The sequence below is a fragment of the Cytobacillus sp. FSL M8-0252 genome (assembly GCF_038007345.1).
Taxonomy (GTDB): Bacteria; Bacillota; Bacilli; order Bacillales; family Cytobacillaceae; genus Cytobacillus; species Cytobacillus kochii.
On sequence record NZ_JBBOWZ010000001.1, the window covers coordinates 736,017 to 760,912 of the forward strand.

Consider the following 24,896-nt stretch of genomic DNA (forward strand, 5'->3'; position numbering starts at 1 on the left):
AAAATATCTATTCGGAGGTCTCAAAATGAATTATAACCAAAATCATAAAATAGCTCAAATTACATCAAAAACCTTAATCATTGGTATTGATATTGCCAAACATCATCATGTAGCTAGAGCACAAGATTATCGTGGAATAGAGCTAGGTTCTACTTGCTTTTTTGATAATACTCAAGAAGGAATTAGGACATTTATTAATTGGATTAATCAAATAAAAGATTCATACAAAATGGAGTCTGTCATTACTGGAATGGAGCCAACAGGCCATTATTGGCTTAATTTAGCTCATATTCTAAAGGAGGAACAGATTAAGTTCGTCGCGGTCAACCCCTTACACGTCAAGCACAGTAAGGAACTAGACGATAATTCTCCAACTAAAAATGATGTTAAAGACGCAAAAGTCATTGCACAACTAGTCAAAGATGGTAGATACTCCGAACCAACGATACCACAAGGAGTTTTCGCAGAACTGCGTGTGGCTAAGAAATTGCGTGATCTATTAAATGTAGACTTACAAATAGTGCAAGGACAGATACACAACTGGATTGATCGATATTTTCCAGAGTTCTTTACCGTTTTTAAAAGTTGGGAAGGGAAGGCAGCTCTTCATTTATTAAAGCTGGAAGCATTACCGGAAGAACTGGTGAGATATACAGAAGAAGAATTACTAGAATACCTTAGGCAAGCAGTGAAGCGCAGTATAGGGATTAAGAAGATTCGTGCCTTAAAAGAAGCAGCCAATCGCTCGATTGGCATCCGTCAGGGTGCCATGATGGCTAAAATGGAGTTAAGAACGTTAATTCAAAAGTATGAACTCATTCAAAAAAAGTTCGAAGAGCTTGACCAAACTCTGGATACACTACTTCAAGATATTCCAGGCGTTGATCAAATGTTAAAAATAACAGGAATTGGCCGTGATACAGTGGCGGGTTTCTTCGCTGAAGTAGGCGATTTGAGTGAATACAATCATCCTCGCCAGATAACTAAACTGGCTGGACTTAGCTTAAAAGAAAATACATCAGGTCAGCATAAAGGGAGAACCAGAATAACCAAACGTGGTCGAAAGAAATTACGAGCATTGTTATTCCGAGCATCTATGATTCTAGTAGCCAAGAACAAAGCCTTTAAAGCCCTACATTATTACTACACAATGAGACCTGACAATCCGTTAAAAAAGATGCAGTCTTTAATTGCCTTGTGTAATAAGCTCATCCGTATACTATTCTCTATTGGTAAGAAACAGTTTGTGTTTCAAGAGGAGAAGATGTTGAAGGACATCCCTCATATGCATGCATTTATCCAAGAACAAATAGCAGCTTAATCACTATTAAACTAACGATTAACCAATAGATTTAACAAGATGAACAGACAAAATCAGCATGGGATTAGTTGGCAACGCAACTAACGTAAGGACTTAGATCCTGTGGGGCAGCATGACCGACATCCACCTTATGGAAAGGTTGAACGAAGGAATGTAGGAGCGTAGACTCTGTGAGACTTGGGAGGGTAGACCTCCATAAGAGATGTGGACATCCATTGGTGCGTACATACCTATTTATCCAACTTTTGGGAATCAACCGAAGGTTGGCTAGTTTCCTGCGCTCATTTTCTTCGTAAACAGCTTGATTGTGTACTTTTCACTCTAATCAAATCTGTAAAGTAAAACAAGTTAGATAGCAATACGGTGAAAAACTGCGTAATTAAGAGATAAGTGTTTGTTTATTGAGGGAGTTTAGTTAAAGGAGATAATATTATGAAGAGGTTAGTGGTTATTACTGTGGGCAAGACTCATTGTGGGAAAAGTACTTTTGCAAGAGAATTAGAAAATGAACTAGAAAACTCTTTTGTGTTAGATCAGGATAATCATGCTGAATTTGTTAATAGGCATTACAAAAAATTACAACCGAAAACTGGACCTAATACTCTTAAACATTCCATATCCAAGTTAATTGCTGAATATGCAATAGAAAATACGGATCTTCATATTATAGTTAGTAGTGCAAATAGAACTAGAAAAGGTAGAAAGTATTTGCTTAAAGAAGTCTATAATAAAGATGAGTTTATCCGTATCTTGGTAAATTTTGATATTCCAGATGAAATTCTAAAAGAACGGGTTATTAATAGTAAAAGAAATACCAATATATTAAGAGGTGCATATTCTAATTTTGAGCAAGTGCTTATTCGGCAACAAGCTGAATCTTTACATGAAGATGTAGTTGACCCAGGAGAAGGGGAAGCAGACTATTTATATATAATTAAAAATAGCAAGGAGGTTAATTCTACCATCAAAGAAATTGTTAAAATATCTAAATGTAAATGATTATCTCTCATTTTTATAATTAAGTTTCTTCTTGAGCTAAGGGGTGCTAATGTTCAAATTCAGCTACCAAATTAACTAACTAGGAATAAATTTATTGAAAAAAAGAAACTGTCATCTCACTTGAGGATTACAGCTTCTTCATGTTACGTGATGATATTTGATCGTTATTTGTTAACTCGTTGTTCCGCTGACATTCTCAGTTTTCTTACAATATAGGACTAAAATTGCAGATACAAATGAAAAGCCATTTTTTCATTTCATTGTCATTATTTACGGTTTTAATACTACCTTTATACATTGATCTTCGTGGTTATTAAAAATCTGGTATCCATGACTGGCATCTGCTAAAGAGATTTTATGTGTGATAATCTCTTTAGGATTAAGCTTTTCTTCTTGTATCATTTGATAAAGTTCTGGCATCAGATGAATGACAGGAGCTTGCCCCATTTTAAGCTGTATATTTCTGACCCAAAATGGACCAAGTGGGAATGCGTTATAATTGCCTCCATATACGCCAGTCAATTGAACTGTTCCGAATTTCCTTACGGCTTTTGTGGCAATTTGGATGGGTCCTAAAGTGCCGCCTTGTAATTTAAGTTTCTGTTCAAGAAATTCTACTGGAGATTTTTTTCCGTCCATTCCAACGCAATCGATGACAACATCCGCACCACCATTGGTGATTTCTTTCAAATGCTCCCCCATATCAGGATACTTTGTAAATTCAAATGTTTCTACTTTGTTCATTTTTTTTGCATGATTCATTCGATAGTCCAAATAATCGATTGCAATTACTCTTTTGGCTCCCATCATCCAGGCAAATTTTTGAGTCATTAGCCCAACTGGTCCGCAACCAAGAACGATTACTGTATCTCCTTTTTTTACTCCAGAGTGAAGTACACTCCAATAGGCAGTAGGTAATACGTCAGATAAAAAAAGCAGAGATTCATCTTCTAATTCACAATCTTTAGGCACAATAAAAGGGGTGAAATTTCCAAATGGTACTCTCAAATATTCTGCTTGTCCTCCAGGATAGTTACCGAATTTCTCTGCATAGCCAAAGTATCCACCTGAATCATAATGAGGGTTAGAATGATCGCATTGGCTTTCCATTTGGTGTTCGCAGTAGAAACAATGTCCACATGATACGTTAAAGGGGATAACAACCCGATCGCCTTTTTTAACCCTTGTCACATCTGGACCTACTTCTTCTACGATTCCCATTGGTTCGTGACCAATGATATAGCCTTCCGGTAGTGGCATATTTCCTTGATATAAGTGAAGGTCTGATCCACAAATAGCCGTTGAAGTTATTTTTACAATAAGATCGTCTTTCTTCTCTATCTTTGGATCGGCTACCTTTGTTACTGCTACTTTTTTAGGTCCCTGGTATGTGACAGCTTTCATGGTTATCACCTCTATATGTTTTAATGTTTATTCTTTCAAATGTGGAGGCTATTATGCAAAAAAATGCCTTATTCGGCGTTTTTGTTCGTTTCTATTTTTTCTTTAGGGTCATGATGTTTAAACTCGATTAATTCAACTTTAGAACCTGCCACAGCTTGCTGGCTAAATACTTTGTTGTTATCAAGTGGTGTGACACCAAAGCTGATTTTATCAATACCAGTGGGTTCCGTTTGATCACCTTCGTAAGTATTGACGATGAAAGTTAATATATAGGGGTGACTCAGTTTATTTTCTTCTTTAGATTGTACGATTTTTACCAGTGCATGAGGGTGCTGACCTTTTGTATGATACTGCACCTTCATGGAATCGTTTTTGTAATAGTTGCTGACGGCTTTATTTATTTCTTCATCAAATTGGTCGAATAGAAATTGGTTAAATGCCTCATGCATCCCGTGCATTTTATGACTACGGTGTTTATGGTGGCCCTCGGCATTCGCTATAGGAGTCATGACACTAATTGCAAGTAAAACAATGGACATAAACGTTAGGATTTTTTTCATCATATTACCTCCTTTTTATTAAAATTTGTATATATATCCTTTTTTATACATATATTTTTCCATAAAAAAAGTATCCTCATTTTGCAATGAGGACACTTTTTAAAAAAAATTAAGCTAATACATTTGTTAATGGTGGTACGATTTGTTTCTTACGAGAAACAACACCTTTTAGTAGAGCTTGATTATCTACTAGAATGACTTCAAATGCTTGTTCCACAGCTTTTACTTGAGATCCAAGAGCAATAGCCATTGAATCATTGTTAAGTATATCTGTTAATACAAATAGGAATAAATCTAATTCTTTATCAACAATCGCTGTCATCATTGCGGCTTCTATTTCCGTTTTACGTTTAAGGACATCGTCTAAATCGACAGCGTTTACTTGAGCGATATAAGCTTTGTGTTCACCTAATTGAAATTCTTTCGCATCAAGTGTGATCAATTGATCCACAGTTTTTTCACTTAAATCTGCACCGGCTTTAAGCATTTCCAAACCATATACTTGTGGGTTGACACCAGCAATTTCAGCCAACTCTTGAGCGGCTTTTACATCTTGTTCTGTGCATGTCGGTGATTTGAAAAGTAAAGAGTCAGAAATGATAGCTGAAAGCATCAAACCAGCAATTTCTTTTTTAATCTCTATACCATTCTCTTTATAGATTTTGTTTAAAATGGTTGCTGTACACCCGACTGGTTCTGCACGGTAGTATAGAGGATCGCTTGTTTCAAAGTTGGCAATACGATGATGGTCAATGACTTCAAGAATTTGGACATCACGAATATCATCTGCACTTTGTTGAAATTCGTTATGGTCAACGAGAATGACTTCCTTTACATCGCTAGCTACTTTTTCTACATAGCGCGGTGCCGCTTGCTTGAAATAGTCTAATGCGTATTGTGTTTCTCCGTTAATTTCGCCAAGGCGAACTGGTTCTGCATCCATACCTAATTCTTTTTTGAGGTCTGCATAGGCAATTGCAGAGCAAATCGTATCAGTATCTGGGTTTTTATGACCGAAAATATATACTTTTGACATCGTTCGTCTCCTTGATTAAAAGATTATTCATTGCTATTTTAACATAAATTTTAGCAGTAATCATGGCAAGAACACAATACATTCATGTTTAATTCGGAGAAAAGAAATGGAAGGAAGAGAGGGGGAGTTTTTAGTATTTGCTAAACCCTTTACTGCTCAGTGAAAGAGGAGTAGACTTTTCGTAATGAATTGTCCTTTGTTGGCAATAGAGAGGTATTGCCCTCCTTGGTGGTAAGTGAGGAAGTGGCAAATGAAAGGATGCGGATCTCTTAAAGGAATCTCAAGTCGCAAAAGAAGTAATCACTGACTTCAGGGAAAGAAGTACAATTGAGATAGTTACTGAAAGAAGAACCGTCCCTCTTGAACAAAGTAGAGTAACCAATTCAACAATAAAACTGCTATTATTTATGGCAAAATACTATAATCAACAAGCACGAAGGAGGAAATGACCATGGCCATTGCAATTATTTCAGATATTCATGGTAATTTGACAGCTTTAGAAGCGGTCCTACATCACATAAAAGAAAGAAAAATAGATAAGATTTTTTGCTTAGGTGATTTAATTGGTAAGGGTCCGAGTGGTTTAGAGGTAGTACATAAAGTAAGAGAAACATGTGATGTGGTACTGCAAGGGAATTGGGATGATTTTATTAGAAAGCCAATTGATAGTGAAGAAATCGAGTGGCATCAGAAGCAGCTTGAGGGAGAAGCTATGGACTATTTACAGAGCTTACCCTTCCATTTTGATTTTTATATGAGTGGAAAATATATACGACTTTATCATGCTTCAGCAAAAAGTGTTTATCATAGAGTCATCCCAATGAAGGCCACGACCAAAGAGAAAAATGAGATGTTTGAAATAAGTGAATGGATAAAGCCGCTTGAACAAGAGAGGAAGCCTGATGTAATTGGATTCGGAGACATTCATGCTGCGCTCATTGAACCAATTCAACCGCAAAGAACATTATTTAATTGTGGCAGTGTCGGTAATTCATTAGATATTCCACAGGCAACTTTTGCGATTATGCATGGGAATTATCAATCTAAACAAGAAGGTCCCTTCTCAATTGAAATAGTGAGAATTCCTTATGATATTGAAAGAGAAATACATCAAGCTGAAATAATGGGGATGCCCAATGTTGCAGCCTATGCTCTCGAGCTACGTGAAGCGAGATATCGAGGAGCACCAACAAAATAATAAAGGGAGCGATACAGTGGAATATCGGGGATCATCCGTTTATGAAAATGATGAATTTTTACAAAATTATTTGAAAAGAAGAATGCGTAAAGAAAGCCCTAATGAAATGATAGAAAAACCAGCTTTTTTGAATTTACTAGGTGACATGAGCAATAAAGATGTGCTTGAACTTGGGTGTGGTGCTGCCACTTTAGCAAAAGAGTTGGCACCCTTACTCGGGTCCTATACAGGGATTGATGGTTCGCAAAAAATGTTAGAATTGGCTCTGAAAAACCTCGCAGGCATTCCTAATGTGAAATTAACTCATGCTAGTTTAGAAACATATGACTTTAAAAAAGAAACTTATGATTGTATCTTTTCACAATTAACGCTTCACTATCTTGAAGATTTCAAACAAATTTGCGAGAATATTTATAACAGTTTGCGAACGGGTGGCGAATTTGTCTTTAGTGTACAGCATCCGGTCCTTACAAGTGCTTTCATTAGCGGTGGAGGTAAGCGAGAAAATTGGGTAGTGGATGACTACTTTCTAATTGGTGAGCGGGTAGAGCCGTGGATTGATGAAAAAGTTGTGAAGTATCATCGGACGATCGAACAGTATTTTAAAATATTGCAAGATTGCCAATTTAATATTATGAATCTTAGTGAAGCTACACCAATTCAATCATCATTCTCTTCAGAAAAAGAGTGGAAAAGACGCCAAAGGATCCCACTATTCCTACTCTTCGCATGTGAAAAAAGCCGCAAATGAGTTTAACAAAAGGAGATAGACAGATGAATATTGAGGTTCCAGCCGTTTTCCCTGTTTCATATCAAGCATTAGAACAAGAAGCAAAAAAACTTATGTCTAAGGGAGCATATGGATACGTCCGCTCGGCAGCAAGTAATGAGGAAACATTACGAAAGAATACAACAGCCTTCGAAAAATGGTCAATACTACCTCGAATGCTTAGAAATGTAGCAGATATAGATATGAGTGTGACATTAGGAGAGCATACTTATCCATACCCCATTTTTATTGCCCCAGTCGGCATGCAAAAATTGACACATGAAGAAGGTGAATTGGCAACTGCTAGAGCGGCGAAAACAATCGGAGTTCCTTTTATCCAGAGTACAGTCTCTAGCTACTCGATTGAGGAGGTCAAAGCGGCAACAGTAGATAGTCCAAAGTGGTTCCAGCTTTATTGGTCGAGGAATGAAGAGGTTTCATTCAGTATGGTAGAGAGAGCTGAAAGAGCAGGTTATGAAGCGATTGTCGTTACTGTTGATACAATTATGACAGGCTGGAGAGAAACGGATATCGCTACACAATTTTCTCCGCTAAAAGAGGGCTACGGTAAAGCAAATTACGAATCAGATCCAGCCTTTATGCATGCGCTTGGTGAGAAGACTGACCATGAATCTATGATTCAATCTGTTTTAGATAATATTCATTATCCTGAAATGAATTGGTCGCATATTGCAGCATTAGCAAAAAGAACGTCCTTACCTATCTATATTAAAGGTATCCTTCATCCAGAAGATGTACAATGTGCAATAGAGGCAGGCGCATCAGGGCTAATTGTTTCTAATCATGGTGGCAGGCAATTAGATGGAACAGTTGCTGCGCTAGATGCATTGCCTGCGGTTGTTAAAGCAGCTAATCAAAAAGTGCCAGTAGTATTTGATAGTGGTATTCGCCGTGGGACGGATATAGTAAAGGCATTGGCACTAGGCGCAGCAGCTGTATGTATTGGTCGACCATTTGTATATGGTTTAGGTATAGACGGCCAAGTAGGGGTTGAAAAAGTATTAGAAAACTTAATAGAAGAAACGAGAATTACCATGTCCCTAGCTGGCATTGCAAGAGTGAAAGACTTAAATCAGTTAAAATTGATAAGAGAATAATTTTAACCGTGCACTCAGCTCAAATCCAGCTGATTGATATAACTTGATCGCCTTATGATTATCAAGCGATACACATAATGTGATTTTATCTATGTTTTCAAACTGGAAGAGTGTTTCGAGTGCAGCCTCAATGAGCTGTCGCCCTCTTCCTTTTTTTCTTGCTTTAGGACATACAGCAAGGAATTCAATCTGCCCTTCACCAAAGTGTGGTGCAGCTTCGAGATATACATAGCCCTGTAATTGGCCATTTTCTGTCAATAGAAGCAGTTTATGATGCTGATCCAACAGTTTTAGTATCTCTTCGCCTGACAAATAAGTTTGTGGAAAAGTTGCTTCGTGTAGTAGCAGAAAATCGTTGCGATATTGCTCATGATAGCTGTGACAGATGTTTTGGAAAATCCCTCGCTTTGCTGCGAGTATGGCGTGATTTCCTTGGTGAGTGGCATTGATTGATTGTAAAAAATGTAAGGTACTATTATTCTTTTCGTTCACAAAAAACGATAATTGCTGTAGCTTATTTTCATAGGAGTTTACAACTTGGTTCCACAAATCTTTTTTTACCTCATGATTCTTGGCAAAGGGACCCCATACTTCGGCACTCCGGTCAGCTTCATCAATATCTAATCCTATTGCAGCTTCAATTTCACCCTCATATTCATAAGTGATAAAATAAGGCTTTATTTCTTGTATATCATGCAGAATGTCCTCTTCCTTTTCTCCACAATAGCCGATATGATGCTTGTCTAATTGATTTAAATCAGCGATGAACTTGGCTAACTGTTTAGTCATAACAGACCTCCTTAAGCTTGTTTAGGTGGCAGACGGTCATCTTTAATTTTCTTATCATTAATTTTAGGCTCCCTCTGCAGTAAATGGTTGCGAATATTTGAACGGTGTAAATAAATGAGCAACAATAAAAATAGGAAGAAAATCCATTCATTTTTTTGTAGTGGTGAAAGGGTGGCATATAAGAAAAGAGCAACCCCTACAGAAATGGAGCCATAGTAAAGGTATTTTGTGATAGAAACCACGGCAACAAAGGTGATATAGGCAATTAGAAATAACCAGATATTCGCGACCAATAGCACACCAGCAGTAGTAGCAATGGCTTTTCCTCCACGAAAGCCAGCGAAAATAGGGAAGCAATGCCCAACAACTGCAAACAAACCAATAATTAGTGGATCACCACCTGTTTGAAGTAACAGGGGGAGTGAAGCAGCAAGTGCACCTTTACCAATATCAATAATTAAAACAGTAACCCCTGCTCTTTTTCCTAAAACCCGAAGTGTATTCGTTGCGCCGGGATTGTTGCTACCATATTCACGAATATCAATGCCAAAGAAAAGTTTACCTACAAGCAAGGCAGTAGGTATCGAGCCAATGAGATAAGATAGTAATAAAATAAATAAGTCCATAGCTAAACTCCTTATCAAGAAAATTCTAACATTACTAATTTTACCATATTAGTCTATGCGAAAATATCCTATAAAATAATAAATAAATATTAAAATAATGTCTATCTTTGTCAAAAAGAAAGAAACTATTTAGTGTAAAATAACAGTGTGATAGAGTGGATGACAGAAAATTATAAAAATTTTTTAATCGTCTTAAGAATTACATCATTCAACTAGACTGTTATAAATCAGGGATTGAATAAGTTCTGCAATATCCTCATGGTGAGGAATAACAATTAAGTAATCGGCTTCTTTCTTGAAAGGGACGTTATGTTTTTTGTTTCTTAGTAGTTCCGTAAAACGTTTTTTCTCTCCTTGGATGATATCTGCTCTTCGATTACTAATACTATTCGTCTATTTTAAAAAAATGTAGCTTGAACAAAAGTTAAACCCTCGATAAAGACATTGCTTCAATCTACGGGAAAAAATTATTTCCTAAGGGTTATAAATGCCGATTCTTTTGTAAATAAATCACCCCAACTTAAACAAATAACAAAAAAACACCCCTTTTTGGGATGTTCTTTGTTGTTCTCTTTTAAACATAAACACTGTCACATGTGTTAGCGATTGGTTCATAATAGCAGTGATTTTTAAACTGGCCAGCAAAAGGTTGATTATACCAAGTAGGCGGGCAGGGAGCATATGGATTGAAATACCAGAGTGCATATTTAGCAGGGTGTTCACGCCAATATTTCAAATTTTTCTCGGCGAGTCTTTTTTCTGTGCTCCTTGCTCTGTTGTAAAAGAGGTTCCCCTTCTGCACGGCTTCGAATGAATAATTACCACCTTGCACATGATAAATGACATCCTCGATTGTTCGAACATCTTTAAAGTCAAGACAGTCAGCGATTGCACGATTAACGATTACATTGCCTACGTATAACATTCCTTGCTTTCCTTCACCCTCAGCTTCGGCTCTCATCATCCTTGCCATTAAATCTACGTCGGAACTTGTATAAGCTACTCTCATGCTGTTCTCACCCCATAGTTAAGAATATGAAGATAAAGTGATATTCATGATTGAAAATGTCTAGAACCCATTATTTTGCAAAATATAAGTATAGTCAAGCAGGCTAATTTTTGCTTGAATAAAGCTAGTGAAAATATTTTTATCTTTTGTGTAGGGGAAAGATGATTGTGTAACGTCTATTATGATGGAAGCTAAAAAGGAAAGGGGGAGAGTGACATTAGCGACCAAGTTCTTATCCAAAAAATATTAGATGGCAACGACCATGCTTTCCGATTACTTGTCGAAAAATATCGCAATGAACTTTTTAAAGTTACGTTTGCGGTATTACGTGATCGGAATGCTGCTGAAGATGCCGCACAAGAAGTGTTTTTGAAAATCTATCACTCTCTCCCCCAATATGAGGATCAAGGTTTTAAAACATGGATGAAACGAATCGCCGTCAATCACGCCATTGATATGAAAAGAAAAAAAGAACGACAGCGTGAAGACATAATGGATGTGATTGATTTTGATAGAAGGGAATCTTCACATGGTAATATTGAAACAAAGTTCCTTAGGAAAGAAACGGTAGAGTTAGTAAGACAACGTATCCATCAATTGCCAGAAGGCTATCGACATGTCATTTATGATTTTTATATAAACGAAAAAACCTATCAACAAATGGCAGATGAGCAAAATGTGCAGGTGAAGACCATCGAAACAAAATTATACCGAGCACGTCAATGGATGAAAAAGCATTGGAAGGAGGACGATTTTTCATGAAACATTACAGTTATGAACAATGGACGAAATATGTGAAGAATGAATTAGATGGTGAAGATAAAATTCTTTATGAGGACCACCTCTATACCTGTGATCAATGCTTGGAGGTCTATCTGACGGCAATTGAGGCAGAGGAACTCCCAGATATTATAGATGGAACAGCTTTTACCGACAACATTATGGCCCAATTGCCAAATGAAAATAATAAACAAGATACAAAGAATGAAAATTTCTCTCGCAAAGCCACAGCGTTCTATAAAAAAACAATTTTTCATTATGGGATAGCGGCAGCGATGACTTTAATACTTATGTCAACGGGCTTTTTCCAAACGCTCACACAATATGCTGGTGATGTGGAGAGTAAACAGTTTAAAGAGGATAAAGCATCTATAACAGAAGGAATTATGGATAAAACATTTGCTTGGATGGATACAAAGAAGGAGGAGGATAAAAAATGAAAAACCCTTTATTGGCATTCTTATTAGGTTTTTTCCCTGGAGGAGGTCTTTTATATTTAGGCGTATTCCTCCGCGGGTTGGCCTATCTAATAGGCGAATTTGCCCTTATTGCCTTTACATTTTTCATGCTTTCGGTTGGGGTAGGAGGCGAAATTATACTTGTTGTCTTTGCTGGTGTCATTCTTTATATTATTAATCTCGTCGATACAGCTATTATGGCTTCAAAGTTGCTAAAGAATAAACAAGACCCGTCCTCTAAAGTCGGAGAGGAACTGGACTATGAACGGTTCCGTACTATTCTTTTATCTTTTATTCCAGGGGTGGGACATTTTCATTTAGGATTAATGAATAGAGGGATTACCTTACTAACGGCTTCACTTGGTTTCTGTATTATGGTTTTGTTTGTCGCTTTTTTAACTGATCGTGGAGAGTTTATGGTCTTTCTTTTACTATTCCCAGTAATTTGGGTATACAGTTTCTTTGATGCGATTCAACAATTAAATAAAAAGCAAAAAGGGGAAGAGCTTGTAGACAGAACTTTATTAGAAGATATAGAAAGAGGAAGAGAAGAGGGCCGGAAAAGTAAAGGGCTTGCTACTTTCTTATCTATTTTCCCGGGAGCAGGTCATTTGTATTTAGGACTACAGCGAAGAGGGATTCAATTAATGGCTGCTTTTCTTTTCTCTATCTATATTTTGGACGTTCTGCGTTTAGGGATTTTCCTGTTTCTCATACCAATTATATGGTTTTATAGTTTTTTCGACGGTTTACAAAAATCCTCACGCTATGGGGAAGAAGAGTTAGAAGATGTACCGATTGTTTCTTATTTTGAAAATCATCAAAAATGGTTAGGTATAGGGTTGGTTGTAGTTGGTTTGTATTACATGACAACAAATGTCTTATTGCCGGCTTTTGCACCAAGTATTATTGAAGTGTTGAATATTGACGTCTGGTACTGGTTTAATCGCTATTTCCAAACAGCTATTGTATGTATCGTTTTAATTGGTGGCGGGTTAAAGCTCTTATCTGGAACAAAAGAAAAGAAAAAAATGAAGAAGGGGTGAAGAAAAAATGAGGACATGGAGAGTAGGAACCTTTTCAATGGGGGCATCACTTTTATTTTTAGGCGTATATTTGCTTCTTTCACAAATATTTAAGCTGGATGTCTCGAGTATACTTATTTCATGGTGGCCGATTATTTTTGTTATTTTAGGCGGCGAAATCTTGCTATTTTTATTCTTCTCAAAACAAGAAAAGCCTTACTTAAAGTATGATATCTTTAGCATTTTCTTTGTGGGTGTGTTAGGAACAGTTGGTATTACCATTGCACTTCTTAGTATGACAGGTATTGTTGATAAAGTGAGTGCCAATATGGACCTTGAACATAGGACAGGTGATTTACCAACATTCGATTTTGCTATGAATAATGATGTGAAAAGAGTTGTTGTTGATTCAGGCTCAACTGGCATAAGTGTGGAAGGATCGACAGGAAAGGAACTGTCTGTATTTGGTACCTACACTGCTACCCAATTAGAGAAAAAACCATTAATTACGGATGTTGAAGATTATATGACAACTACTGTAAAGGGAGATACCTTATACATTGCTTTTAAGGAACTACCACGTGAGTCAATCGCAATGTTTCAAAATTATAGTACTTTGGATCCGACACTCGTGATTCCACAAGATGTGACACTAGAAATTGACGGGAATTATAACGAAATTACGATGAAGCCTCGTCAACTAACAGCAGATTGGGACGTGAATAACAGTTCTGCAGTGAATGTGTACATGAGTAAAAACAGTAATGCCGAGCTTGTTATATCAGATGTTGGTGACCTTAACTCTGAAAAAGAACCAAATAATATCGTTTTTACAGAAAAACAGGATGAATATGATGAACAACAGAGAGTAGAGAAAGCCATGCTTAAGTATGGCGATGGTAAATACACCATTTCAATCAATAATAGTGATTACTTGCAAATAAAAGATAAAGAGTGATTTGAGGAGAAGCCGGCTTACAGTCGGTTTTTTTTGTTTTCTTAAACTTCAAGATGTTAAAATGAATTATTAAAAGCGTAGTTAGGAGAACAATTGATGACGACGATGGAATGGGAACGACTAGAAGGGGTATATAACTTCAGAGATATCGGAGGACTTGTTACGAGCAACGGACTAAGAATGAAATCAGGTCTGCTTTACCGATCAGATGAACTGTCTCGTTTGACTGAAGCGGATATGAATCTTTTTCGAAAGTTGAATATAAAAACAATCTGTGACTTAAGAACGGTGTCAGAAGGAGAATCAAAGCGAGCGAAAATTCATGAAGAACAAAATCTCTCAGTAGTAAAAATTCCTATTCAAGACCCTAGTTGGGAATTGACGCGAAAAGGGATGCTTAAATTTTTACTAACTGGTGCGAGACATATGAACTTTGAAGAGTTGATGCTTAAAATGTATCAGCATATGGCGTTCGGTTGTCAAAGGGAAATTAAACAAATCTTTGATCTGACAGTTGAAAAGGAGCACGCTCCACTGCTTATTCATTGTACAGGAGGTAAAGACCGGACAGGTTTTATGTCATCGTTAATTCAATTAACAGCGGATGTTCCATACGATATGGTCATGAAAGAATACCTCCAATCCAATGAATTGATTGCGCCCAGAATGAAGAAAACCGCAAAAGCACTAAAGATAGCTAGCCTTTTCCGTTTGAAGGAAGCAGATATTCAACCAGTGCTTGAAGTACGAGAAGCTTATCTTGAACAAGCCTATAAAGCCATATTTTCTAAATATGATACAATCGAGGACTATCTTATGAAGGAGTGCTCAGTTGAGAGCGAGGTTATAGAGAAATTAAGAAGAAGGTTATTGGATTGATTAGATGATACGGAGAATGGTGGGAAGATGCCTTTTGGGGTGAAAGACTTCTCCTTTTCTCCGTTCTATGTATTTTTACTTACTCTCTTTGTAAAAAATTATAAGTAAATAAGACTGAATATTTTTACTTTAATATTATATCTTCTATACACCCTTTTTATATTCTCTTCAAGTTCCTCCTTTATCATTTGATTCGAAAGATAAAATAAAGGAGTTGGGGAATTTGAAGAAAGTATTACTTTTCTGTTTACTAGCGACAGTGATTTTTGTGACTTTGCCTTTTGGTGAGGCTGAGGCAAGTAGGAAAGAAAAAGAAATTGCGAACGTAGCGCATCGGGGAGCTTCGGGCTATGCACCAGAAAATACAATCGCAGCATTTGATTTAGCTGTTGCGATGGGTGCAGATTATATTGAGATTGATGTGCAAAGAAGTAAGGATGGCAAGTTAGTCATTTTACATGATACGACAGTCGACCGCACAACTGATGGAACTGGCAAAGTAGGTGACCTCGATTTTAAGGAGTTAAGACAACTAGATGCTGGTAGCTGGAAAGGTGAGGAATTTGCAGGAGAGAAAATTCCTAGTTTCGATGAAGTCCTCGATCGTTATAAAGGAAAAATCGGTATTCTCATTGAACTGAAAGCACCCGAGTTATATCCTGGTATCGAGAAGCAAATGACGAAAGCATTAAAGAAACGGAAGATGGATAAACCGAAAAGAGAAGAAGTGATTGTCCAATCCTTTAACTTCGAATCTATGAAACTGGCAAATAAATTATTACCAAGAATGCCTATTGGCGTATTAACTTCCTCTCCTAACGATGTTAGTGGTGAAGCGCTCAAAGCATTTCGGAAATATGCTGATTATTTTAACCCGAGTATCGGTCTTGTGAATGAAGAACTCGTCAAAAAGGTGAGAAAAAACAAAATGAAAATCCAGTCTTGGACTGTTCGTACACCTGAAGCAGCACAATTCTTAAAAGAAATGAAAGTGGATGGCATTATTACTGATTATCCGGATTATGTATATTAAATAGTGGGGCAAGGGCGTTCTCAAACGTCTTTGTCTTTTTTAATTTCCAGAAAAGTAATTTATAGTAAAAATATTTAATGTTACGGTATACTTGAACAAAGTCAAGGAAGAAAGGTGTGATAAGGAATGCTTGCAAATGAACATTTATATTTAAGAAAGATGACTGTGGATGATATACCCATTTATCATAAATGGCGAAATGATTTAGATGTGATGACTTTTACGAGTTTAGATTTAGATAGATATACATATGAAGAAACAAAGGAGTTCATTGAGACAGTCATTCTCGGGGCGACGGATTCTAAATGCTATATCATTGAGGAGAAGAGTCATCAACGTCCAATCGGCATCATCTCATTAGTGAATATAGACATGAAAAATCGTAATGCTGAACTCATTATCGATATTGGTGAAAAAAATGAATGGGGTAAAGGTGTTGGTACGAGCGCCGTTCAAATCCTCTTAGAATATACTTTTATGGAGTTAAATCTTCACCGCCTTTCATTGAGGGTTTTTTCATTAAATAAGAGAGCACACCATGTTTACGAAAAATTAGGATTTATTGAAGAAGGTCGTGTGAGGCAATGTTTATTTAGAGAAGGCAAATGGTTTGATATGATCCATATGGGTCTATTACAGGAGGAATATATGAACAGGAGGACAGTATGAATATAAGGTCGTACAATCAACAAGATAAACAAAGAATCTTGCAATTATCATCTCGTTTGAGTGAGATTTCCTTTCTAGAACACCGTGATTCCGAGCAGATGCAGCAAAAACAATTGGAAATGGCACAGGCCTCCATTGATGAGAATAGTGATAATATATTTGTCGCAGAAGAAGAAGGTGTGTTTTTAGGATATATTGAATGTAAGGAAGAAGAGGATTATTTTTCAAAAGAAAAGCTAGCGTATATATCTGCTATCGCGGTCACTGCTGAAGGTGAGGGAAAAGGAGTTGGTAGGCAGTTGATGCGTTTTGCAGAAACTTGGGCACATGAAAGAGGAATCAAAGTCCTCGTTCTAGATGTGTTTTCCGAGAATCAACGTGCCGTCCAATTTTACGAACATATCGGGTATTCGCAAGAAATTGTGAAGATGACAAAAGTAATCGGGGGTTAATAAAGTGAAAGAAATCTATATCGTCAGACATTGCCAAGCAACAGGACAAGCACCTGATGCTGAACTAACCACAACGGGTCAGCAACAAGCAGAAGAGTTAAAGGCATTCCTTCAAGACATGCCAATTGATTGTATCCTCTCTAGTCCATTTTTACGTGCGACACAAACGATCGAACCGTTAGCTGAAAAAATCGGCGTTACAGTAGAAGTGGATAAACGTTTATCCGAACGTGTGCTGAGTACAACAAGCTTAGATGATTGGCAAGATAAGTTAAAGGCCACTTTCGATGATCTAGATTTATATTTTGCTGGTGGTGAATCAAGCAGGCAAGCGATGGACCGAATCTCTCAAGTCGTAGAGGAAATACGAAGCAGTGAGGCCGAGCGCACAATAATCGTAGCCCACGGAAATATTATTGCTTTACTACTAAAACAGTATCATGCTTCATTCGGGTTTGACGAATGGAAAGAATTATCGAATCCTGATGTTTATAGATTAAGAGAAAAACCCCGTGGATTTAGTGTAGAGCGGATATGGGTAAGGTGATTCATTTTGTCACATCTACTAGCGATTATTTTTTTAATTCTCTGTTTTTATAGCACGCTCACTTATTTCGAGTATGTCATCAAGAAGGAATTACGAGAAGCGAGACAAATGAAGATAATGGCACTGCTTTCGTTATTTATGACGATTGCTGTTTGGTTTTTGGGTGGTTAGGAGAAGATGTATGACACCAATATTTAAACAAATTTTAATAGAGTTAGAGAAGAGGAACAAGACAGCCCCTTTCATCATAGCCATCGACGGCTTTGGAGGAGCAGGAAAAACCACATTTGCGAAAAAGCTACAGCAATACTTAACACCCAATTACAATGTGAAGCTTTTTCATTTAGACAATGCTATCGAACCTGCAGCTAGGAGGTATGGTACCGGCTATGAAGAATGGTTTGAATACTATTATTTACAGTGGGACATAAAGGAGATAAGTAATCAGTTTTTTACTAGAGTGAAAGAATGTGAGCGCAAAGCCTTTTTTCCTTTTTATGATGAGGGGAAAGACCGGACCATGATGCAATCGTATTCCATTGACTCTTTTGACATTATTCTTATCGAAGGTGTGTTTATTCAGAGAGAAGAGTGGCGACCATTTATTGACTATAGTATATTCTTGCATGTTCCTAAAGATGTCAGGCAAATCAGACTTATGGAGAGAGATTAATGGCAGTAAGGATTTGTTACTTAAGTATCAGCGGCGTTATTGGCGTGCGGAAGATTATTATTGGACAACGGAGAAACCGCTTGAAGGATCTTCTCAAGTGGTGTTAGAAAATTGAAAATCAAGAAGGTGCAGAATGGAATTTCCTTTCGGAGACGGGATGTCGATTGTTTTACCTCCAATACCATATACCATTGCAATAATTGTAATTATTTTTTTATTAGTATGTTGGGCAAAAAAACTTGAAACGGAAAAAATTAGAATTTTATTTTATAATCAGTACTTATGTGCTACCGATTTATACAAGTTCTAGTGAAGAGGGATATTTTCAACTTTTCATACCAATCGGTTTTATCTTTATTCTTCTTCATTTAAAAACATCAAGGAAGTATCATCCCTCGAAATTAAAAGCCAGTATACTAGGTTTCAGTATAGCGGTGTATCAAATGGTGCTTCCATATATATAGCTACCTATTTACTACTGAAGAAGGTTACTCTTTATCAGCAAAGAATAACCTTCTTTCTCATTTATTCCTCAGAAAAAACAAATCTTTCTTTCAGTGGACGTCCTTCATTGCCTTTTTCTGTCCAGGTGATTTCAATTTCAAGTTCTGTTGCTTTTTCAGCTAGGATAAAGTTTGCGAAATTGTATGGGGAGCTATTATTTAATTGTGCCGCAAGCGTATGCTTTTGATCTTCTGAAATTTGCTTGCAATCTAATGCTCCCGGACAACCTTGTAGGGCATACTTTGTTGTGGATTTTGGTTCATTTCGGTACATTGAAATTTCAGCAGTTACGAGGTTGTTCTCTCCCATGTTTTCAACTTTCAAAGACCGTGTATCATAATGACCGAACTTGGATTGCTGTTTTGGATTATCGTCCACACCCTCACTTATTTCCACGGACCAACGTTGAGATGATTGCTCGACGGGTAAGGTGTCGAAGGTAAGGGCACTAACATTTGATACAAGGCCAATATAGATGAAAATGAAAAGTAATATGACCATTCTTCTTTTTTTACGCATATTGAACAGCTCCTTTTGTAATAAGATTCTTTTTATTATGTCGTTAGCTGAAAGGAATATTCTTCTAAAAGTAGAAATATAAAGTTAAATAAAAGAAGGGATACGACTGGTGAATGGTCAGGTTGAGGCAAGCAGGTGTATATGTCAGAATACGTCACGGATGCAACTGTTCGTTCAAAAGGAAATGGTGGAAAGCTAATGCAATTGGCGAAACATGGAGCGGGCTATATTTGTCTTGAATCAGCCTAGTCACGAAAAGTAGCTCATCGTTTTTATGAAGAAAAACTGGACTTTCCTAAATGGTGCTATTCTTTCGGAGAAGAATGATAAAGGAGGTAAACTATGATTATAGGGATTCATCATGTACAATTAACGATTCCAAAAGGAGCAGAAGAAAAAGGCAAGCAGTTTTATTGCGAAGTTCTGCAATTAAAGGAGATTGAAAAACCAGCTTCATTGAAAGGGAGAGGTGGTTTTTGGTTACAGGTAGGTGACCGTGCTGTCCATGTTGGCACTGAGAATGGATTTGACAGAACGACTACAAAGGCACATATCGCTTATGAAGTAGATAATCTATCCTTTTGGAAGGAAGTATTATCGCAGCAAAACATTAGTTTAATAGAGGGCGTCCCTATTCCAGGTTTTGACCGCTTTGAATTTAGAGATCCGTTCGGCAATCGTGTAGAAATGATTGAAGAGATTAGAAAATGATGCCGTTGATGACTGAAAGATGTGTATTAACTCCGCTCTCTATGAAGTATCTTCCCACAATGGTGAAATTGTATCGGAATGCCGAGGTCCGGGAGTATCTTGGTGGGATAAGGACAATTGAAGAAGTAAAGGAGCAAATGGAGAATATGTTGATGAACTTATCATCGTCTTATTGGATCGTATCAGATAAGTATACACATCATCACTTAGGATTCATCGCTCTTACCCCCCACCATTGTAAGGCGGATATAGAAGTCTCTTATCAATTTTTCCCCCATTGCTGGGGGAAAGGGTATGCAAGTGAAACCGTTTATGAAGTGTTGATGTATGCCTTTTTTACTCTTAAGGAGCAAAAGGTTGTCGCTGAAACACAAGTAGCTAACAAGCGGTCGTGTCAACTTTTAGAAAAACTTGGTTTCACTATTGATTGTTATATTGATCGTTTTGGAGCAAGGCAAGTGATTTATAAATTAGAAAAAAAGCTTAAACTGTAAGGTGTTTGCTAGAAACACGAGCCCCCTTAAAGAAGGAAACAATCGCTAAAAAGATGATGAGCCCAGCGATATAAAGGTAGATGTCCCTAGTTGGTAACGGCAAAGAAGCAAATAAAATCCCTAAAGGCATCGTTATTCTTAAAAACAGGAGGCGGATGGCACTTAATTCTACTAATTGATCCCCAGGAGCCACTCTTTGGAAAATGGCTACACTCTGTGCGTTGAATAATGGAAATAGTAAGCCGCCGAGTAGCTCGGAAATCAATGCAAAGGTTATGGATGGTGTGAGAGACAATAGCATAAAAGAGAGCCCTCCCCCAAACAACCCGAGATAAAGCGTTACATTGTTCTTAGGTAACTTCGCTAACAAGAATGTCCCTAGTACATAACCAAGTGGAAAAGCAGCGGCAAATAGGGCATACTCCCAGGAAGTGCCGCCTAATTCTTCACGAAAAAATGGGATCTTTATCACCATTGTTGCTCCTACAGCAAACTGCACCGCTGAAGAGAGAAGGGTTAACTTCCATAAAGGAGGATAAGAAAAGAAGGTTTGATAGCCTGCTACGAAGGCTGTTAGCCAACTTTTTTTATTTTTGTTAACTGATGACCTTGTTGTTGTGTATGGCAATTGGTGTATTGCAAAAGCGCTGAGAAGAAAGAGCAATGTTGTGAGTAGATAAAGAAAGTGTAGAGGGAAGACGAGTAAGAAAAAAGAAGCGATTCCTGGTGCGATAAAGCTCATTAACCTTATCGTTGCATCGAGCGAACTGTTGGCTGAAACAAGCTTGTTATCTTCACAATATATGGGTATTAACGCGAATGAGATACTAGCATAGATTGGTTGCAATATACCGATTGTACATTGCAGAATGACAAGCAATACTATGGTTATATTATTTATGCCTACTATGCTTCCTAATAGAGGTAAAAGATAGACAGCTGAGCGGAAGAGTTGGATGACAAATAACATTTTTTCTTTATTGATATTGTTTAAAAACGGGACACTCAAGCTTTGAATAAAGAGTGAAGGTAGGAAATAGCAGAGCCACATGGTTGCCATCCATTCCTTTGAACCTGTCAGCTCATAGAGTAATAAGCCATTAATAATTCCCCCGATGGCCCCACCAAATTCAGAGATTAAATTTCCTAACCATAATATTTTAAATGACCGCGTATGTAACATGAATTGATTCCTTTCCTTATAATGGATAAGTAGATTGTCTATATTCTATATTTTTAGAATTATTTATTCAATATATTTCGAATAAAAAGAAAAGGAATTTGTGTTTACTAAATAGAATATTTTTAAGAAGAGAATGTATCATTTAACTTTTAATGAGAGGCTTTAACTATGCGAATGACCCCTATGAGAAGGTGGACATAGGTAAAGTTAGGCAAGGGAAGAGAAGTGATAAGGATGGAAATTAACTTAATCAGACATGGCGCCTCCATTCATAAAGAGAATAAACGAATAAATGGGCAGCAGTATCGTTCGTGGGTAGAAGCTTATGATGAATCCGGAGTCGAACCAATGGAACAATATCCAGCACTGACAATCGAAAAGATTCAAAAAGCACATACATTGCTGACGAGTGATTTGTTACGTGCGACGGCGACTCTTCATTATTTAGCTGTTAATCAAAGTTATGCAGCTCATGCTCTTTTTCGGGAGGCAGAGCTTCCTCATATTTACTTAAGTAAGTTTATAAGGTTAAAGCCAAAACATTGGACACTCTTTTTAAGAATCGCATGGTTTTTAGGTGCCAAACATAGGTGCGAGTCTTATTGTGAAGCTAAAGAGAGAGCTATTGCCGCGGCTGATTTTCTCATTAATGAAGCGCGAGAAAAAGGATCGGTTTGTTTAGTCGGACATGGCATATTCAATCGCCTCATGGCTAAAGAGTTAGAAAAACGACAGTGGCACGGAATGATTCATCACACGCATTGGAGCTGTAGTACTTATATTTTGCCAAAGGGGGATACAATTGAAGCTTAAATATAGTCGGTTCATTTTCATGATAGTTTTACTTTTCGGATGCACAAAGGAAGCTGATTTTGAAGAATTTAAGGAAGAAATGTTAGCTAAACAATCTTCCTATCAAACTCATGTAGTGGCATATGAAGAAGCAAAGGAAGATAATCAAGCAGAAGAGATGTTAAAGGAACTAGAAATTTTATATACAGAGGCAACGAAGCTATCAAGTTTATACAGCCAATATCCGCCACCTGAAAATCTAACTGAAAGTATGTTATCCGTATTTGAAGGGGCGAGTGCCGACCTCTCTACAGCTTTCTCATTAAAGGCGGAGGTACATCAATTAGAGAAAGAAGTTTTAGAAACGGGATTAGATCAACAGGATGACATCAACCGATTAAAGACGGAAGCCAATGAGTTTGAACAATCGGGATTGAAAAAGCTTGATCGAATCGCAAGTTCATAATGGTAAAATTCATATAGTTTTCAAAATTATGTTATAATTAGGGTATCCAATTGCATGAGAGGTGGCAATATGTTTCGACGAAAATTGATTGCGGCTTCCATTACAAGCGTGCTTTATCCACTGACCTTAACTCTCATTTCTACAGTAGGAGATCATTCCTATTTCATAGAATTCCTTGGGTTTGTTATGATGTATAGCCTTCCAGTCATTTATATCTATGGAATAGCGACTTCTCTCGTTAGTGATTGGCTTGCCAGTTTACTTGCTAAAAAGAAAAATAAGTTAGCTATCATCCTTACCTTTCTCTTCCATACTATATTTGGACTCGTTCTCCTACATATTAGTTTAATTGCCGCATGGTTGTTTTTTGTTATCGATCGTTTGTTAAAAAGGAAGCAGGAAAACTATCAAACGAAGACAACGCTTTTAAGTTTTCTTTTACCGATATGCTTCTTTATATTCTTTCTAGTGTTAATCATGATGAATGAAAGGGGAGGTTAAATGGGCACAAGACCACAGGAACAGCAGGTAAACGTGTATGATAAAAAATTAACGATAAGGTTTGGTTTAAATATTTATGGTATTTTCGTTATTTTAGGTTTTATTTTATCGATATTTATCTCTCCCATTTCATTGAACGAGCAATTACAATTTGTTTATCATACAGAACATTTATTGAAAGAAGAAAAGGTTATCCAACTCATTATATTTTTGGTAATGGGTGCTGTGATTTATTTTCCGGCGACTAATATTTTTTATCATCAACTAAGTAAACGTGAAGAAAACAGTGAGATAGATTCAGCCTTAGCTTAAAGAAATTATTTAGGCTGGGTATGGTCACTATGTTCTTTTTCATCTCGATCCCTATTCTCCATTGTTTCTTCTTGTTCATCGGTGTAAGCTCGTTGCTCATTACTTTGGCTATTTTTCTGTCTTAAATAATCGGAGCGCTCACCGTAATAAATGAGGTCAAAAATCGCCCGACCGTTAGTAGGTTGCCCATCTGGCAAATAAACAGGGACAATATCAAAAAATACATAATAAAAGCAATAAAAGATAAATGTTTGCCAGAAAATATTATTTGGTAAGATCCCTTCTAATACAAGCGAATTAGCAATAATCGCGCAACCACCTGTCGTTAAAATAGGAGAAGCATATATGAACCCGTGCCAAAAGCGCCCGCTCGGATTTAATTCTTCATACTCCATCCAGCTATTCATAAAGAAGTATCTTCTCACTTCGATAGTAGGTATTTTAAATAATACCGGCCCACTTCCAATCACTAGTTTCTTTTCTTTACTCCCTAAAATGGTCGCTGCTAGGTAATACCCAAACTCTCGAACGATTGTTGTTAATGGCAAAATGATAATGGCAGATAATAAAAGTCTAAGCCAATCAAAAAGGTCAAACACGATATATGCACACTCCCTAGCAAAAATATATAGTTTCTATTTAGGCTCATTTATCATGAATTAAACTTTTTCCTATACATTTTTTAAAAAAATAGATAGAAGGTAGGAGGTCACATAGGTTGGTGGAGATCATTCTTGCTGTATTCCTTTGTAGTATTTTAGTGGTCATTGGTGTATTAATTCAACGTAAGGGTAGTGTCAGTTTTATCGCTGGTTATAAAGAGGGAAGAGTAAGGAATGAAAAGAAGCTAGCCAATCGAGTCGGGCTGACTATTATCTTGTTTGCAGTGGAGTGTTTTTTACTTATTTTGATTCACTTATTACTCTTTCCGGTAAATGGTTTATACATTGGGATATTGGCGGTTGTTAATTTATTTGTTGTCTTTGCTTTGTTTATTCATGCGGTTATGGTTTAAATTGATAGAGATATGCGGACAATGTTTTTGCTTTGTCCGTTTTTATTTCCTGTTTTTTATAAAAGTACTCATTTTATTGAAACTTTTTGACCTAGG

At 37.0% G+C, this 24,896-nt stretch carries 32 protein-coding genes; 23 read left to right on the plus strand and 9 right to left on the minus strand.

Features of this window, described 5'->3' with window-relative positions; genetic code table 11:
• The first annotated feature begins 25 nt into the window (after positions 1-25).
• Positions 26-1,321, plus strand: coding sequence for an IS110 family transposase (locus MKX83_RS03770; protein WP_341054155.1), 1,296 nt, complete (start codon positions 26-28; stop codon positions 1,319-1,321).
• A gap of 432 nt (positions 1,322-1,753) precedes the next feature.
• Complete coding sequence (locus MKX83_RS03775; protein ID WP_341054157.1) at positions 1,754-2,320, plus strand: AAA family ATPase; 567 nt, start codon at positions 1,754-1,756, stop codon at positions 2,318-2,320.
• 270 nt (positions 2,321-2,590) lie between these two features.
• On the opposite strand, the gene MKX83_RS03780 is transcribed toward MKX83_RS03775, so the two are convergent.
• The 3 genes from MKX83_RS03780 to MKX83_RS03790 all read right to left on the minus strand — a co-directional run bounded on the left by MKX83_RS03780 (position 2,591) and on the right by MKX83_RS03790 (position 5,320).
• Positions 2,591-3,724, minus strand: a complete 1,134-nt coding sequence (locus MKX83_RS03780) for a zinc-dependent alcohol dehydrogenase (protein ID WP_340977751.1) — start codon at positions 3,722-3,724, stop codon at positions 2,591-2,593.
• 68 nt (positions 3,725-3,792) lie between these two features.
• Complete coding sequence (locus MKX83_RS03785) at positions 3,793-4,284, minus strand: DUF3888 domain-containing protein (protein ID WP_157733804.1); 492 nt, start codon at positions 4,282-4,284, stop codon at positions 3,793-3,795.
• 109 nt (positions 4,285-4,393) lie between these two features.
• Positions 4,394-5,320 carry a manganese-dependent inorganic pyrophosphatase gene (locus MKX83_RS03790; RefSeq protein WP_095370662.1) on the minus strand — a complete coding sequence of 309 codons (927 nt, stop codon included), beginning with the start codon at positions 5,318-5,320 and terminating at the stop codon, positions 4,394-4,396.
• A 451-nt stretch (positions 5,321-5,771) separates the two neighbouring features.
• Here MKX83_RS03790 and MKX83_RS03795 point away from each other — a divergent pair, with 451 nt between their 5' ends.
• The 3 genes from MKX83_RS03795 to MKX83_RS03805 are packed head-to-tail and all read left to right on the plus strand — an operon-like array spanning position 5,772 to position 8,405.
• The gene (locus MKX83_RS03795; protein WP_341054160.1) at positions 5,772-6,518 is read left to right on the plus strand and encodes a metallophosphoesterase family protein; all 747 of its coding nucleotides are present in this window, start codon (positions 5,772-5,774) and stop codon (positions 6,516-6,518) included.
• A gap of 16 nt (positions 6,519-6,534) precedes the next feature.
• On the plus strand, positions 6,535-7,269 hold the full coding sequence (locus MKX83_RS03800) for a class I SAM-dependent DNA methyltransferase (RefSeq protein ID WP_328198911.1): 735 nt from the start codon (positions 6,535-6,537) through the stop codon (positions 7,267-7,269).
• A 23-nt stretch (positions 7,270-7,292) separates the two neighbouring features.
• Positions 7,293-8,405, plus strand: coding sequence for an alpha-hydroxy-acid oxidizing protein (locus MKX83_RS03805; protein ID WP_341054162.1), 1,113 nt, complete (start codon positions 7,293-7,295; stop codon positions 8,403-8,405).
• Here MKX83_RS03805 and MKX83_RS03810 read toward each other — a convergent pair.
• The 3 genes from MKX83_RS03810 to MKX83_RS03820 all read right to left on the minus strand — a co-directional run bounded on the left by MKX83_RS03810 (position 8,385) and on the right by MKX83_RS03820 (position 10,829).
• Complete coding sequence (locus MKX83_RS03810) at positions 8,385-9,194, minus strand: GNAT family N-acetyltransferase (RefSeq protein WP_341054165.1); 810 nt, start codon at positions 9,192-9,194, stop codon at positions 8,385-8,387. The two genes, MKX83_RS03805 and MKX83_RS03810, sit on opposite strands and share 21 nt — an antisense overlap.
• Before the next feature lie 11 nt (positions 9,195-9,205).
• On the minus strand, positions 9,206-9,820 hold the full coding sequence (plsY, locus tag MKX83_RS03815) for a glycerol-3-phosphate 1-O-acyltransferase PlsY (RefSeq protein WP_095370658.1): 615 nt from the start codon (positions 9,818-9,820) through the stop codon (positions 9,206-9,208).
• A gap of 574 nt (positions 9,821-10,394) precedes the next feature.
• On the minus strand, positions 10,395-10,829 hold the full coding sequence (locus MKX83_RS03820) for a cell wall hydrolase (RefSeq protein ID WP_095370657.1): 435 nt from the start codon (positions 10,827-10,829) through the stop codon (positions 10,395-10,397).
• A gap of 216 nt (positions 10,830-11,045) precedes the next feature.
• On the opposite strand from MKX83_RS03820, the gene MKX83_RS03825 reads away from it, so the two are divergent.
• From MKX83_RS03825 to MKX83_RS03875, 11 genes are all read left to right on the plus strand, one after another.
• Positions 11,046-11,591 carry an RNA polymerase sigma factor gene (locus MKX83_RS03825; protein WP_095370656.1) on the plus strand — a complete coding sequence of 182 codons (546 nt, stop codon included), beginning with the start codon at positions 11,046-11,048 and terminating at the stop codon, positions 11,589-11,591.
• Complete coding sequence (locus tag MKX83_RS03830; protein ID WP_095370655.1) at positions 11,588-12,049, plus strand: hypothetical protein; 462 nt, start codon at positions 11,588-11,590, stop codon at positions 12,047-12,049. Before MKX83_RS03825 ends, MKX83_RS03830 begins: the two co-directional genes overlap by 4 nt.
• The gene (locus MKX83_RS03835; protein ID WP_095370654.1) at positions 12,046-13,113 is read left to right on the plus strand and encodes a hypothetical protein; all 1,068 of its coding nucleotides are present in this window, start codon (positions 12,046-12,048) and stop codon (positions 13,111-13,113) included. The genes MKX83_RS03830 and MKX83_RS03835 overlap by 4 nt, the downstream gene beginning before the upstream one ends.
• 7 nt (positions 13,114-13,120) lie before the next feature.
• Positions 13,121-14,050 carry a hypothetical protein gene (locus MKX83_RS03840; RefSeq protein WP_095370653.1) on the plus strand — a complete coding sequence of 310 codons (930 nt, stop codon included), beginning with the start codon at positions 13,121-13,123 and terminating at the stop codon, positions 14,048-14,050.
• Between the two features lie 96 nt (positions 14,051-14,146).
• On the plus strand, positions 14,147-14,929 hold the full coding sequence (locus MKX83_RS03845) for a tyrosine-protein phosphatase (protein WP_095370652.1): 783 nt from the start codon (positions 14,147-14,149) through the stop codon (positions 14,927-14,929).
• Between the two features lie 223 nt (positions 14,930-15,152).
• The gene (locus MKX83_RS03850; RefSeq protein ID WP_445293150.1) at positions 15,153-15,962 is read left to right on the plus strand and encodes a glycerophosphodiester phosphodiesterase; all 810 of its coding nucleotides are present in this window, start codon (positions 15,153-15,155) and stop codon (positions 15,960-15,962) included.
• A 126-nt stretch (positions 15,963-16,088) separates the two neighbouring features.
• Positions 16,089-16,631: a GNAT family N-acetyltransferase gene (locus MKX83_RS03855; protein WP_095370650.1), complete on the plus strand. Its 543-nt coding sequence runs from the start codon at positions 16,089-16,091 to the stop codon at positions 16,629-16,631.
• On the plus strand, positions 16,628-17,083 hold the full coding sequence (locus MKX83_RS03860) for a GNAT family N-acetyltransferase (protein WP_095370649.1): 456 nt from the start codon (positions 16,628-16,630) through the stop codon (positions 17,081-17,083). Before MKX83_RS03855 ends, MKX83_RS03860 begins: the two co-directional genes overlap by 4 nt.
• Positions 17,084-17,087: 4 nt before the next feature.
• On the plus strand, positions 17,088-17,630 hold the full coding sequence (locus MKX83_RS03865) for a histidine phosphatase family protein (RefSeq protein WP_307315225.1): 543 nt from the start codon (positions 17,088-17,090) through the stop codon (positions 17,628-17,630).
• Positions 17,631-17,636: 6 nt separating this feature from the next.
• The gene (locus MKX83_RS03870) at positions 17,637-17,801 is read left to right on the plus strand and encodes a hypothetical protein (RefSeq protein ID WP_157733803.1); all 165 of its coding nucleotides are present in this window, start codon (positions 17,637-17,639) and stop codon (positions 17,799-17,801) included.
• Between the two features lie 10 nt (positions 17,802-17,811).
• Positions 17,812-18,303 (plus strand): uridine kinase, encoded by a 492-nt coding sequence (locus tag MKX83_RS03875; RefSeq protein ID WP_341054168.1) that lies wholly within the window; start codon positions 17,812-17,814, stop codon positions 18,301-18,303.
• Between the two features lie 525 nt (positions 18,304-18,828).
• Here the strand turns inward: MKX83_RS03875 and MKX83_RS03880 are convergent.
• On the minus strand, positions 18,829-19,326 hold the full coding sequence (locus tag MKX83_RS03880; protein WP_341054169.1) for a hypothetical protein: 498 nt from the start codon (positions 19,324-19,326) through the stop codon (positions 18,829-18,831).
• A gap of 342 nt (positions 19,327-19,668) precedes the next feature.
• Between MKX83_RS03880 and MKX83_RS03885 the strand changes: the two genes are divergently transcribed.
• Entirely contained in the window at positions 19,669-20,037 is a 369-nt protein-coding gene (locus tag MKX83_RS03885; protein ID WP_095370644.1) for a VOC family protein, read from the plus strand.
• Positions 20,034-20,531, plus strand: a complete 498-nt coding sequence (locus MKX83_RS03890) for a GNAT family N-acetyltransferase (RefSeq protein ID WP_341054171.1) — start codon at positions 20,034-20,036, stop codon at positions 20,529-20,531. The genes MKX83_RS03885 and MKX83_RS03890 overlap by 4 nt, the downstream gene beginning before the upstream one ends.
• Here the strand turns inward: MKX83_RS03890 and MKX83_RS03895 are convergent.
• The gene (locus tag MKX83_RS03895; RefSeq protein ID WP_095370642.1) at positions 20,521-21,714 is read right to left on the minus strand and encodes an MFS transporter; all 1,194 of its coding nucleotides are present in this window, start codon (positions 21,712-21,714) and stop codon (positions 20,521-20,523) included. The two genes, MKX83_RS03890 and MKX83_RS03895, sit on opposite strands and share 11 nt — an antisense overlap.
• Positions 21,715-21,948: 234 nt before the next feature.
• Between MKX83_RS03895 and MKX83_RS03900 the strand changes: the two genes are divergently transcribed.
• The 4 genes from MKX83_RS03900 to MKX83_RS03915 all read left to right on the plus strand — a co-directional run bounded on the left by MKX83_RS03900 (position 21,949) and on the right by MKX83_RS03915 (position 23,785).
• Entirely contained in the window at positions 21,949-22,527 is a 579-nt protein-coding gene (locus tag MKX83_RS03900) for a histidine phosphatase family protein (RefSeq protein ID WP_322910182.1), read from the plus strand.
• The gene (locus MKX83_RS03905; RefSeq protein ID WP_095370640.1) at positions 22,517-22,972 is read left to right on the plus strand and encodes a hypothetical protein; all 456 of its coding nucleotides are present in this window, start codon (positions 22,517-22,519) and stop codon (positions 22,970-22,972) included. The genes MKX83_RS03900 and MKX83_RS03905 overlap by 11 nt, the downstream gene beginning before the upstream one ends.
• Before the next feature lie 69 nt (positions 22,973-23,041).
• Positions 23,042-23,473, plus strand: a complete 432-nt coding sequence (locus MKX83_RS03910; RefSeq protein WP_224938961.1) for a hypothetical protein — start codon at positions 23,042-23,044, stop codon at positions 23,471-23,473.
• Positions 23,474-23,785, plus strand: a complete 312-nt coding sequence (locus MKX83_RS03915) for a hypothetical protein (protein ID WP_341054178.1) — start codon at positions 23,474-23,476, stop codon at positions 23,783-23,785.
• A 5-nt stretch (positions 23,786-23,790) separates the two neighbouring features.
• Here the strand turns inward: MKX83_RS03915 and MKX83_RS03920 are convergent, their stop codons facing one another.
• A complete protein-coding gene (locus MKX83_RS03920; protein WP_180317013.1) occupies positions 23,791-24,384 on the minus strand; it encodes a hypothetical protein in 594 nt (197 codons plus the stop codon).
• 119 nt (positions 24,385-24,503) lie between these two features.
• Here MKX83_RS03920 and MKX83_RS03925 point away from each other — a divergent pair, with 119 nt between their 5' ends.
• Entirely contained in the window at positions 24,504-24,800 is a 297-nt protein-coding gene (locus tag MKX83_RS03925; protein WP_341049755.1) for a hypothetical protein, read from the plus strand.
• The last annotated feature ends 96 nt before the right edge of the window (positions 24,801-24,896 follow it).